Annotated in this window: 9 protein-coding genes and 1 other RNA gene; all 10 read right to left on the minus strand. The window is 38.6% G+C overall.

Features of this window, described 5'->3' with window-relative positions; all coding sequences use genetic code 11:
* Window positions 1-136: 136 nt before the first annotated feature.
* Entirely contained in the window at window positions 137-1,531 is a 1,395-nt protein-coding gene (gene murD, locus PVV66_RS02435; protein WP_273717839.1) for a UDP-N-acetylmuramoyl-L-alanine--D-glutamate ligase, read from the minus strand.
* Window positions 1,532-1,535: 4 nt separating this feature from the next.
* Window positions 1,536-2,606, minus strand: a complete 1,071-nt coding sequence (gene mraY, locus PVV66_RS02440) for a phospho-N-acetylmuramoyl-pentapeptide-transferase (RefSeq protein ID WP_273717841.1) — start codon at window positions 2,604-2,606, stop codon at window positions 1,536-1,538.
* Window positions 2,607-2,627: 21 nt separating this feature from the next.
* Window positions 2,628-4,049: a UDP-N-acetylmuramoyl-tripeptide--D-alanyl-D-alanine ligase gene (gene murF, locus PVV66_RS02445; protein WP_273717843.1), complete on the minus strand. Its 1,422-nt coding sequence runs from the start codon at window positions 4,047-4,049 to the stop codon at window positions 2,628-2,630.
* A complete protein-coding gene (locus tag PVV66_RS02450) occupies window positions 4,046-5,497 on the minus strand; it encodes a UDP-N-acetylmuramoyl-L-alanyl-D-glutamate--2,6-diaminopimelate ligase (protein WP_273717844.1) in 1,452 nt (483 codons plus the stop codon). Before PVV66_RS02450 ends, murF begins: the two co-directional genes overlap by 4 nt.
* A gap of 23 nt (window positions 5,498-5,520) precedes the next feature.
* Window positions 5,521-7,263: a penicillin-binding protein 2 gene (locus PVV66_RS02455; RefSeq protein WP_273717846.1), complete on the minus strand. Its 1,743-nt coding sequence runs from the start codon at window positions 7,261-7,263 to the stop codon at window positions 5,521-5,523.
* Window positions 7,260-7,667, minus strand: coding sequence for a hypothetical protein (locus PVV66_RS02460; protein ID WP_273717848.1), 408 nt, complete (start codon window positions 7,665-7,667; stop codon window positions 7,260-7,262). Before PVV66_RS02460 ends, PVV66_RS02455 begins: the two co-directional genes overlap by 4 nt.
* On the minus strand, window positions 7,664-8,662 hold the full coding sequence (gene rsmH, locus PVV66_RS02465) for a 16S rRNA (cytosine(1402)-N(4))-methyltransferase RsmH (RefSeq protein WP_273717849.1): 999 nt from the start codon (window positions 8,660-8,662) through the stop codon (window positions 7,664-7,666). The genes PVV66_RS02460 and rsmH overlap by 4 nt, the downstream gene beginning before the upstream one ends.
* A 259-nt stretch (window positions 8,663-8,921) precedes the next feature.
* An RNA gene (gene rnpB / locus PVV66_RS02470) (RNase P RNA component class A) lies at window positions 8,922-9,312 on the minus strand.
* Between the two features lie 83 nt (window positions 9,313-9,395).
* Window positions 9,396-9,905, minus strand: coding sequence for a lytic transglycosylase domain-containing protein (locus PVV66_RS02475; protein ID WP_273717851.1), 510 nt, complete (start codon window positions 9,903-9,905; stop codon window positions 9,396-9,398).
* 1,462 nt (window positions 9,906-11,367) lie between these two features.
* Window positions 11,368-11,757, minus strand: coding sequence for a hypothetical protein (locus PVV66_RS02480; RefSeq protein ID WP_273717852.1), 390 nt, complete (start codon window positions 11,755-11,757; stop codon window positions 11,368-11,370).
* Between the last annotated feature and the right edge of the window lie 1,926 nt (window positions 11,758-13,683).

A 13,683-nucleotide genomic window follows, 5' to 3' on the forward strand; every position in this document is an offset into this window, starting at 1 on the left:
CTTATCCGTTTTATAAATTATCTCAAAGTGATAAGGTTCCCCAACCTGTTTAACAAACACTTTAAAAACTAAATTACACAAAAAAAGATTCTGGAGTCTTAACGCAAAAATATTTTTTTATAATTGATGTTTCTTTTTATTGTAACTGCATCACCAAAGAGACAAATGCTTCGCCCCGCACCTCATAATTTTTAAATTGGTCATAACTTGCACAAGCCGGTGACAAAAGAACCACCACCTCCTTTGCCTTGCAATGCATTGCATCAATGGTCGCTTCACGCACCGCATTCTCCAAAGTTAAACTCATTGAAAAAGGAAAAGCAGAACCAATAATGCGCGCAAATTCTTCCGCCGCACTCCCAATCAAATAGGCTTTACGAATTTTAGGAAAAAATTCTCTAAGAGACTCAATCCCTCCCTTTTTTGCTTGTCCCCCAACAATCCAAAAAATATCATTAAAGGCGCAAAGTGCAGGCGCTGTTGCATCTGCATTCGTCGCCTTGCTATCATTGATAAACAACACCGACCCCATCTTACGTACCTGCTGCATACGGTGAGGCAACCCTTTATAGCTTGCCAAATGCTTGTTCATAGAGTGATCGGTTATTTTTAAAGCCTGCAATGTTGCCAAGGCCATAAGAGCATTTTGCGCATTATGACCTCCACGCAAAGCAGCCATAGAATCAAGATCTGCAAGCATATGTCGCTGTCCTTGACGAACAGAAAAGAGCTTAGTTCCATCTGCATAAAAACCATTTTCAACAAAATGATCCTTGGAAATTGCCTCAATTTGATGCCCCTCGTGAAGCAATTGTTGATACAAAATCTCACAAGCTGCATCATCAACTGAAATAAAAGCCTGAGAAGCCTGAGCAACCAAATGCCTTTTGGTTTGCATATAACGGGAAAAACTCCCATGGCGATCAATATGATCAGGTGTCAAATTCAATAAAAGCCCAATGGTTGGCTGCAGAGAGGGAGTAAGATCAATTTGAAACGATGAACATTCAATCACATAGATACGTTTTTTAACAAAAGGCTTAAGCGTCAATATTGCCTGTCCAATATTTCCCCCCATCTGCACATCATAGCCCATTTTTTCCAACAAATGCGCAAGCAAAGCCGTTGTTGTCGACTTTCCATTCGTTCCCGTAATCGCAATGAAAGGAACATCCTCATCACAAAAACCAGAATGCTGTAAAAAATGATGGCGCGCACGAACAAATAATTCAATATCACCGATAATTTCTATATTTTTTTTTCGCGCTTTTTCAACAACCCAATGGGGTTGAGGATAATTTAAAGGAACTCCAGGGGCGAGAATCAATGCAACAAATTCTGACCAGTCTTCATCATGAAGATCGCTTGTTGGAATATTTTTCTCAAAAGCTGCTTGCACGCTTACAGGATTATCATCCCATGCCACCACTTCCGCACCGCCATGCATCAATGCTTGTGCCGTTGCTAATCCAGACGCCCCTAATCCAAACAGAGCAACTTTTTGACCTTTATAACACGCAACAGAAATCAAAATCTCACCGCAATTTAAGTGTTGAAAGACCAATGAGAGCAAGAACAATTGAAATAATCCAGAAGCGTATCACCACTTGGCTTTCAGTCCAGCCTTTTTTCTCAAAATGATGATGGATCGGTGCCATAAGAAACACGCGTTTTCTTGTCAATTTGAAATAACCAACTTGAATAACGACCGAAAAAGCTTCCACAACAAACAGCCCGCCAATAAGAGCCAAAACAATCTCATGCTTCGTAGAGACCGCAACAGTCCCCAATAATCCTCCAAGAGCCAACGAGCCAGTATCTCCCATAAAGATAGCAGCAGGCGGTGCATTAAACCATAAAAAGCCAAGCCCTGCCCCAACAACAGCTCCCAATAAAACAGCAAGTTCACCTGTTCCCGATACATAGTGTATTTGGAGATAATCAGCAAAATTCATATTACCACAAAGATAAGCAATCAAAGCAAAAGATAAGGCTGCAACCATCACAGGAACAATAGCAAGCCCATCAAGTCCATCTGTCAAATTAACCGCATTCCCCGTCGCGACAATGACAAAAGCAGAAAAAGGAATGAAAAACCAACCCAAATTGATAAGATAATCTTTCAAAAAAGGCAAAGCGAATCCAGATGAGCCAATTTGCAGGATGACAAAAGCAGCAATTGCTGCAACAATAAACTCCAAGCTTAACCGTGCTTTCCCAGAAAATCCTTTGTCTGTTTGTTTTGTAACCTTAAGATAATCGTCATAAAACCCAATTGCCCCAAAAGAAAGCATAACCAAGAGCGATACCCAAAAATAAATGTTCGATAAATTACACCACAACAATGCCGATACGACAATACCCGTTAAAATCATCAATCCACCCATTGTAGGCGTCCCAGCCTTTTTAAAATGTGTTTGAGGTCCATCGGCACGAATTGGTTGCCCTTTTCCCTGGCGCAATTTAAGAGAAGCAATGATGCTAGGCCCAAACAAAAAAACAATGAGTCCCGAAGTCAGCATTGCTGCTATCGTGCGAAAAGTAATGTAGCGGAAAACATTCACACCCGGAAGCCAATCACTAAACGAAGAAAAAAACAGCATCATGGGACAAAAAACCTCTTAAAACTATGAAGAAACCGCTTTATAGCGATCAAGCAATACAGTAACAATATTTGATGAACAAAGGCTATTGGATGATTTAATCATAAGCAGATCCCCAGGAGAAATTTCTGCCAAAAGAAGCGGTAAAATTTTCTCAATATTTTCAGCATAATGCACCTTAACATCAGCAGACAAATCACTGACTAAAGATTTCATCGCCTCACCAAATAAAAAAACGGGATTAGCACCACAAAGACGTATTGGCTTTATTAAATCACGATGAAGTTTTTCACTATACTCTCCTAACTCTAGCATATCCCCTAAAACAGCAATTCGCCGCCCCTCCTCTCCTACTGGTCCTGTAGCAAGAAGCTCAAGAGCAGCACGCATAGATGCGGGATTAGCATTATAGCTTTCATCAATGAGATAAAATTCACCCCCATTTGGTAAAGACAACCGATAACGAATACCCCGCCCCCTTTGAGAAGAAAAATGGCTCAAAGAAAACACAACAGAATCCAAATCAACACCAATAGCATCACAAGCCGCGATAACTCCTAAACTATTTTGCACAATATGGCGTCCAGGAGCACCAATTTTGACCTCCCTATCTTGTCCTCCAATACGCACCATCATAGAAGAACGATCGGTTAAAAGATGTATATCCCGCGCCTGATAATCAGCATTTTCAGTCTCACCAAAGCTTAAGATCTTTTTCACACCGCATTGCCTTGCTTTTTGAACGAGATAAGAAAAAAAAGCACTATCCGCATTTAAAATGGCAGTACCTTCCTCATCCAATCCTTCAAAAATTTCAGCTTTTGCCTCTGCTATTTCTTCAAGATCTTTGAAAAAACCCATATGCCCTGCACAAATATGTGTAATGAGAGCAACATGCGGACAAACCAGTTGGACCAATGGGCGAATTTCATCTTTATGATTCATGCCAATTTCAAAGATACCATAATCACTCTCCATAGGCATCCGCGCTAAAGTAAGCGGGACCCCCCAGCAATTATTTAAAGAAGCAAGATTCGCATGAACGTTGCCAACCGTTGCCAGTACTTGTTTCAAAGCTTCTTTTGTTGTTGTTTTTCCAACCGAACCTGTTATCGCAATAATTTTAGCTCTTGAACGTTTGCGTGCGGCTTTCCCAAGTTTTTCTAAGGCTTGCAAAACATCAGAAACAACAATGAGTGGAGCAGATATCTTTTCCATATCTCTCAAACGGTGTTCCGCAACAATAAGAACGCCTGCACCTTGTGCATAAGCTTGCAGAGCAAAATCATGACCATCAAGATAATGTCCCTTAATGCAGAAAAAAATATCGCCTTCTGCAAGAGTACGACTATCAATGGAGACTCCAGGAAAAGTTTCTGGCACGCTTCCAATTACGACACCATCAATTGCAGTAACAAGTGCTTGTTTATCCCATAAAGCTGTCATCTCCTCCGGTCCTCTAGAGCTTCTATTGCTTTCAGACGATCTGAAAAAGGATAAGTTGTTTGCCCTATAATTTGGCCATCTTCATGACCTTTTCCAGCAATAATGAGTGTATCACCAGCTTTCAAAAGCCCCACCCCATAAGAAATAGCCTCACCACGATCTGCTATCTCTATTGCTTTTGGTACCGCCTGTAAAATATCCTTGCGTATTTTTTCTGGCATTTCTGTGCGAGGATTATCATCCGTTACAATAACAATATCCGCTTTATCCGCTGCAATTTTTCCCATCAAAGCTCTTTTTCCTTGATCTCGATCCCCTCCACAACCAAAAACAACAACCAAACGCCCTTGCGTAAAGGGACGAACAGAAAGCAAAACCTGCTCCAAAGCTTCTGGTTTATGCGCATAATCAATATAAACAGGCGCATTCTTTTCTGTCTTTCCAACAAGCTCTAACCGCCCAGGTGCTCCCTGCAAAGTTTCAAGCGCAGAAAAAACCTTACGAGGTGAAATACCTGTTGCAATGGCTAGTCCTGCTGCCACAAGCGCATTGGCCACCTGAAAATCTCCAGCTAAAGGCAAATCAAATGTATAAATCTTGTTTTCCACACGACACTCAATACACTGTTTTGAGCGTTGATGTTCAACACGATTAATCGTGATAAATTGCCCCTTACGTCCAATTGTCAAGACACGGCGGCGCGCTTGTGTAACTACATCAATAACTTTTTGTGAATAGACATCATCAGCAAAAATCAGAGCAGGAGCAGATACAGGCAAAAGTGTATCAAACAACCTCATTTTAGCCCGCAAATAATCCTCTACGCACCTGTGATAATCCATGTGATCTCGCCCTAAATTGGTAAAAGCCCCAGCCGTTAAACGGACTCCATCAAGTCGTCCTTGATCAAGCCCATGTGAAGAGGCTTCAAGAGCTGCATGGGTCACACCTTCATGAGAAATTTCACAAAGAAGACGGTGCAAGACGACTGGATCAGGTGTTGTGAGAGAACCATAATCATTCCGTTTAGGAGAAACAACACCAACTGTTCCTATACTCGCAGCACACAATCCAACATGAGTCCAAATTTGCCGAATAAAAGAGACAACAGATGTTTTTCCGCTTGTACCCGTCACAGCAACAACCGTTTCAGGCTGAGAACCATAAAAACGGGCAGCTGCCAACGCGAGACTATGACGAACATTCAAAACACGTAAAATTGGAACAGATAAATCCTCAAGAACAGCCTGACAATCTGTAACGATTGCGCGTGCTCCACGCTTTATCGCATCATTGATATAGTGTCTTCCATCCCCTTGTTTTCCTTGAACAGCGACAAAAACATAGCCCGGCAAGACTTGTCGGGAATCTGCACTGATTCCTGTTATTTCCATTGAAGAAAGCTTCTGATCTTCAAGACATTCTGTAAAAACTGTTCCAAACAACATAACGACGCACCTTTATATTCATTTTACCGTTGTTTAACGAAACTTGAATGGCTCTTTTTACCTAAAAGAGGCTCATATTCTTTTTTAAAATCGGGCTTTACACCAAGAAAACTCGCTGAGCGACGAACAATATTAGCAAGCATTGGTCCAGCATTCATCCCTGCTGTTGCAGAATGTTTCCCCTCCTCTGGCTTAGGTTCATCAATAATTGTTAAAACAACATAAGCAGGATCATCAATCGGAAAAGCAGCCAGAAAACTATTGAAATTTTTTGTCTTAGAATATTTTCCATTTTCAACTTTCTCAGCTGTTCCTGTCTTTCCACCCACCCGATAACCTTCTACTTTTGCATTACGCCCAGAACCAATATCACTATTTAATTTATAAAGGTAACGCATATTTTGACTTGTTTTAGCCTGCAAAACCTGTTTTGCATGGTGTAAAGTTTGTTCTTTTGTCCGTTTTAAAAATGTTGGCTCAATCAACCAACCACCATTCATTAAAGCAGCAGCCCCAACAGCTGTTTGCAAGGGGGTTGTTGCCATACCATGCCCAAAAGAAATTGTCATAGAATGGATATCCTTCCAATGACGTGGCACAATAGGATGGGCAACTTCAGGCAACTCTGTTGTGAGACGATCCAAAAGCCCAAGTTTTTGCAAAAAACCACGATGTTTATCAATCCCTATCGCTAATGCCTCTTTAGCAGAACCAATGTTGGAAGAATAAATAAAAACCTCCCATAACGTTAAGGGACGATTTTTTCCGTGAAAATCATGAATCGTATAGCCACTACTTGCTTTTATGGGCTTTGAAGCATCAATAATACTGTTTAAATGAAAAATATCGGAATCAAGGGCCATGGCTGTCGTAAAACTTTTAATGATCGATCCCATTTCAAAAGTCCCAGCCGTCATTCGATTAAGACGATCACTTTTTAAAGCTTCAATAGGATTTCCAGGATCAAAATCCGGTAGTGATGCCAAAGCCAAAACTTCCCCCGTATGTATATTTAAAATAACAGCGCCTGCTGCAATTGCCTTATAACGCTTCATAGCCTGAATAAGTTCATCATGAACGATTGCCTGAACACGCACATCAATCGAAAGCTGAACTTGTTTTAATGATTCTTCCACGGCAAGACCAGCAGCACGCAGAGCACTCAACCCCGTATCATCGATATATTTTTCCATACCTGCAATGCCCTGATTATCCACATTGACTATGCCGAGAATATGGGAGGTTATAGGTCCATCGGGATAAAAACGACGAATTTCAGTTCGAAAACCAATTCCTGGAATACCAAGAGCCATAATTTGCGTCTTCTGCATGGGTGTTAACCCACGCTGTATCCAAGAAAAACCGATTTTTCTTTTTAAACGCTTATAAGTTTCCTGCCAATTTAGATCAGGCAAAACTGTTGAGAGCAATTCAATTGTTTCATCCACATCAATAATACGCCGTGGCTCAGCAAAAAGTGAATAGGTTTTAATATCTGTTGCTAATAAACGACCATTACGATCAACAATATCAGGCCGTGCCATCAATTGAAGAACGCCTGGTCCCTTAGCTTCTTCAATCTGTCCACCTTCCAACCCATAAGAAATAAGGCAAGCCCCTATGATGCCATATAAAATTAAAAAACAGAACAACGAAAAAAGCAAACGTGGACGACTAGAATAGGGATGACGAACAAAAGCATTATGATTATTCAACGAATTTTTTAAGCGCTTTTTTTTCTGTGAGAATAAAAAGGGCGACTTCATTGCTGTGCGCCTTTTTGAACAACGCCATTGACTTGAGAAGCCCGATTATTTACCAAAATATCCTGATTATCTTCCAAGATATTTTGTTTAATCACTTCTTCAATTGGATCGTGTTCCCGTACCGGAATGTCTTTAAACTCCACGATTTGACGCGGCTTTATAACCTCTAACCCAAGTTCTTTTTGATAACGTTTTGCAAGTTTTTGCATGCGTGAAGGCTTTATCATGACAGCCCACTCAGCATGAAGCAAACTCACCGTATTTTTTGCTGCAGCAATTTCATGTTCAAGATGACGAACCTCGCTCATTCGTTTTTGAACATCATATTTTACTTTATAAGTAAGACCTGCCATACAAATCATAATCATCACTAAAATCATATCAAATGTACGGAAAACTGTCATTTCTTGCCACCTTCAAAACTGGCAATTTCTGCTAAACAAAATAATTTCATATCTTCTGCAAGAGCCTCTGCGTCAGTCCGCACCCCCATACGCAATCTTGCAGAACGTGAACGAGGATTTTGCTGTAACTCCTCTTTATTTGCCGTTATTCCTCCTTTAAACAAAGGAAAAAACGTTGCTGGAGAATGCTTTATTTCAGGCAAATAGCGTGATCTTATACATTCTCCAGAACGAGCCGAAAAAAATCTTTTGACCATACGATCTTCAAGAGAATGAAAACTGACAACCCCCAAACGGCCTCCAGCTTTTAAAACGCGTTCAGCAGCAAATAAACCACGCGCTAATTCACCGATTTCATCATTAACATAGATACGAAGAGCTTGAAATACACGTGTTGCAGGATGAATGCGATCTCCAGGCTTACGCCCTACCAACGCTTCGATAGCATAGGCCAAATCACCTGTTCGCAAAAAAGGCTGAACAACACGACGTTTTTCAATCATTCGTGCAATTCGCCCTGCATAACGCTCTTCTCCTAATATCTTAAAAATACGCGCTAAATCCCTTGCTTTTAAATGATTGATAACATCGCTCGCTGTAAAACCCGTCTGAGCCATTCGCATATCTAAGGGACCATCTTTTTGAAAAGAAAAGCCTCTTTCTGCTTCATCAAGCTGCATTGAAGAAACACCAATATCCAAAATAACCGCATCCACCTTCTCTTCAACGACACGATCAAGCTGTGAAAATTCCATATGGACCAAACGAAGCCGTGGAAAAAATTCATCAACAAGGGATTGTCCTGCATCAATAGCATGAGGATCACGATCAAGAGCAATCACTTCTGCCCCTGCCTTTAACAAAGCGCGCGTATAACCACCAGCACCAAAAGTACCATCAATCACTTTTGCTCCAACCAATGGCATAAGCCCAGTCAAAACTGGCTGCAACAACACTGGAATATGGCGTTCAGCTCTTTGATCCTGTTTTGTCAAAATAATCCGTCTTGAAGTTATGCTGTTTCAAATCAACAGCCCTCTCATGGCAACCGATATTAGAATAACCCAATCTTCAACTTTCATATTAATCATTATGAGCGAAAAAGCTAAAGCTATCCCAAGACACACCCTAACGTATTATACTTAAAGAAATGTTATAATTTTTTAAAACGCTCTTTATTTAAGTGTCCATTTCAAACACAGACTCCATAAAAATCCATATGTCATTGATCTTATAAAATATCGCGCATCATGAAATATCAGTCGGCCTATAAGCCGGGTTCTGTATAGTAAAGCTTGTACTTTACATGGCAACCATTCATCTTGGACGGATGTTACCACCCGCCTCGTGCAACCTACCCGAATGACTCGCCCGGAAATCGGCTGCAAATTAAATCTTGCACGTCATTTCTATTTGGTCTTGCTCCCGGTGGGGTTTACCTTGCCACATTCATTACTGAATGCGCGGTGGGCTCTTACTCCACCCTTTCACCCTTACCTATAAAAATAGGCGGTTTACTTTCTGTGGCACTTTCCCTAGGGTCACCCCCGCCGGGTGTTACCCGGCACCGTCTTTCCATGGAGCCCGGACTTTCCTCACCTGCCGCTTTTCAGCATTGGACAAGCGCGGCTGCCCAGCCGACTGACACACTAACTTATAAAACATTTTTTGCTCCGTGAAAATAGCATCTTAAAATATTTTAGAGCCAATCTCTTTCAAAAGACGTTTTTATTTTAATGAAGCCAAATACATTTTCACTTTTGCGCAATATTTCGCCGAAATGGAATTCATTTTTTTTGCTGCATGACCTGCGTTATATTTAAGGATTGTACCACACGTACTTCCTCCGCTGAGTTTATAGGCCCGTGCTAAATAACGCATACCATATTCAAGATTGGTTGCAGGATCGTACAAATCTTTTACAGAACCACTAAAACCCAAGCCTCGTGCCGTAGAGGGTTTTATTTGCATCAAACCTATTTCGCCCGCCGCCCCTTTTATGCCCGCCTTATAATTACTTTCAACTTTTACAACAGCATGTGCTAAATTAACGGGAACATTATGCTTAGTTGCAAGTTTCTGAATAAGAAACTCATAAGGACGAGCAGGTGTCTTAGAAGCAACAATCACTGAGCCTTCTTTTGATTCTGCAATATTTAAAGCACTATGAGTCCAGCTTATATCAAATACAAAAAATACAGCACACGCTGTATTTAACAAGATTTTCAAAAATTGCATTTTCTTTCTCTTCACAACATTCTCAAATTCTATCCGCAAATAATTTGCGAGCGTATTGTACAAAAAAAGAAAGCAAAAGAACGGCTTGAAAAAGGAAATACTAAGACAATTTCAAGATAAAATTCTGCAACAAAAGAAAATCTCTTTATGCACAAATTATAGATTTCCTATATTATAAAATAAAAAAAATAAAGAGACTATAGTTAATCTTATAGCATATTCAATAAAATGATATACTCTATCCATTTCTGTTATTGCTATTGTATCGCTCAATTTTTATAGTACAAAAATAGCAATTTAAATAGGCATAATATTTTTTTACAGACAATGAGCAAATTCTTTATTGAGATCAATTCCACAAAGCAATAAAGACAATCTTTACTGAAGATCCTCGATATCGCACAAGTTTCACAAAAAATAAAAATCGTTATCAATGCTTCCCACGCGCCAATAAATGCCCGCAATACTCTTTAATACCCAATAAACCATCAAGCAAAGCCAATCGCAAAACATATCCCAATCGCAAAACATATCATTGTGCATAAAAAGCTCATAGAGATACAAAATCCTCATACTCTTTACGCATTCAAAATATTACAATAGCCTTTAATATTTGGATGATTCAAAGAAGCTTTTTACTTCTTTCTAAAAAGAGCTTTTATCCACAAAAGCCCCTTGCTTTGTGTTGTGCAAAAAACTGATTTTGATTGCTTTAATAGATTTAAAACGAGAGAACTTCACAATGTTCGAGGTTCGCATTTCACATATAAAATGATAAATGACCATTATAAAAAAATATCTTTAAAAAATCATATCCTTCTTTGTTTCTACAACAAAGCTTAACGATTATTTTTGTCTGTTTTTTTAAATACTCGAAAACGCAATACCTTCAAAGTCTTTTGAAGGAAAATGAACTTCTTATCCTCATCGAAATATTTTTTGCCTTATCCCAGATTATCATCTTATCCGCCTTTTATTAGCCTTGCACCTCATCTTCAAAAATCGGACAAGTGAGTAAACATCCTAAAAGCTGCAAGAAAAAGGAAGCTCAAGCCTTTTAAAAATTTTCCATCTTCTCTATTAAACAGAAAAAATAACGAGCATATAAAAATGTGCTTAACGTATTCTGTTACAGCAATTCATACCTTTTCTTTTCTACAAATGAGCGCTCTCAAATTATTCTCACCCTTTATGAAAATACGGTTTTGATTTGAGCTGTTTTTTATTTCTTTTATCATTGTAGACATCGATAACGCCGTTCACCGTGAAGTGTCCTCGATGAACTTGCGATCACTTTTGTAATGATCGCAACCTTATTCTTAATACTCTGATTGACTACCTTTTGGATAAGATAAATTTTGCTAATTATCTTACAAATTGATTACTTTCTTCGCACTTTTCAAAACTTCACGAAAAGCTCTGCCCCTTAAAATAAAACCTAAAAGTGTGATTAAAAAAATAGTTAAAAATAAGCATTCGCAATGGAAGGGCGAGACATCGCTTTTGAAAGAGCCATAGCGACAGTTTCACCAAACTTGTGAGCCTCTTCACGACTCTGACCACTTCCAGAAGCAAATGAAACCGCATCGCGACGCACTTGCTCAATAAACAGCTCTTGCTGCTGAGGGCTCATCTTAGAAAGGCGCTCAATAACATCTGGAAAAGCCATTGCCCATCTCTCTAGCAACAACTCCTCTGTTACCTCAACCTGCTGAGAAGAAGAAGAAGAAGAAGAAGAAATGTAGCCGGAAAGAAACTTATGAACGACAACACTGCGGGAAGCAAAAATGCTAACGCCAAAAATAAGAAAAATAAATAAAATAAAAGCGATACGACCGGAGAAAAATCCCATTATCTCTTACCTAAAGATCACAGAATCAAACACAGATTCTCTTTATAGCATTCAACGATTTCTCAATAAAGAAAAACTCTCATCATTGAAAATGAACACGATAATACGAACGACTCAATAAACTCTTATCCCCCTAGTACTACATGCTACACAATAGCAAACCTTACGCCTTTTAAGGCCCCTGCAAACACCTTACAAAGCCCTAAAAACAATTTATAAAAAAACCTGACTGAGGAAATCCTCAGTCAGGCCAGACAATCTAGGGGATCCACGCGGGGGGGGGGAGGAGGTTCCCCGATCGTCTTCTCGCATCAACCACTAAGATAGCCGATGCAATATTCTTGCTATGGAATAAAATGCTTTAAACAACAAGAAATTCTTATCATCTCCTCCGCAAAAAAACACAAAAGAATTATAAATTGTTTAAAAATGTTGAAATTTAGGCAAAAAAAATTCAAAAATGCCCCAATTTGAAGCAATTTTATTTCGGCAAGCATCAATCAGAATCTACCACCATTATAATTTTTATAATAATTTCTTTCACAACTCGGGTGATCATAATTAAAAAATAAGTAATCTGTATATATTCGCCCTATAAAAAATAGAATCAGCAGAATCACTAGCCCAGCAGCGATCACCACAAAAGAAAAACGTCGTCTTTAAGCCTTATACAATAAAAGCAGAAACACCTGTTCAAAAGAAAATATGAATTATTTAAATTAAAACAATTAATTAAAGAAAAAAGTCTTATCTATCTTCATGAAAATTTCTGAAAATGATCATTTAAAAATATTGTCAAATCTCTTACGCAACAACATCAATGAAAAATTTAAACAGCTTACAAAAAACGAAAACTCTGAAGGTATTTATTTCGAATCATGCACTATGATCACTTCCAATAACGATAAGCTATCTTAACAATAGCCAACAAATCCCTATGTGGTATCATAAAAAATGATTAAGCAGATATTTCCTTTTAAACTTTACCACTTAAACTGCCTTGCAAAATGATAAATAAAACAATTTTTATGTTCAAAAATTGCTATGCTACTTGTCACATATCAAGACATTGATTTTAATAATTATTGGTCATTTTACATATTAAATGACCGTTCCCGATCTTATAAGCGTCCCTTATTTTAAATCTTCTTATATGGAATCAATCAAACCCATACTATGGCCCATCATAAGTAAGATTGGCCTATGAATAAAAACGATAAAAAGGAATCAAAATATCTCCGATGAGCCCATTTTAAAGCAAGGACGACACAATATTGAAAACTGAAAATAGAATAATGATGCCAGCTTACAACTTTTATTTAAACTAAAGACCATGCTGCCCTATAAATTTTATGCTATTTCACCCACGAGCTGCGCCATAAGATGCGCGCGTCAACAAAAAAAGAAATCCACTTTTGGCAAGAAAAATGGACTTATTAATAACCTTCATGGCTTTTCATGGTAAAGAGATAGAAAACTTTAGTGTAATATGACGCTTTTCTTTCTTACTTTCCGCCACGGATTACCCACAAATCACCGCCAATTTGATTTTTATGAATATAATGCAAAGCATATATATGAATGCTTGTAAGAAGAAATAAAAGTAAAGCCAGATGTGTTATAATTATTGTTTCACAAAATGTTTTATAAAATTCGCTATATCTCTCTGATCCATAACCAATTTATGAGTGATTATATGATGTTATCTACTAAGCTTTTGTCTTTCTATGGCTTGTAAATCAACATATATTCCAAACATAACAGCATGTTTGAGACAAAGATCAAAGCGAATGAAAACCACGTTAAGCAGTCCCAGCTTTGATAGACCAAATTGGAAAAAAATATTGCATAGATCTGTTTGAGTCATCTCTGAAGCTAGAAGAGCGCCTCATTTTGAAAAGAATAGGAAAGAGTAGAAACCAGTTT

The organism is Bartonella sp. AU16XJBT, from assembly GCF_028618665.1.
Classification (GTDB): domain Bacteria; phylum Pseudomonadota; class Alphaproteobacteria; order Rhizobiales; family Rhizobiaceae; genus Bartonella.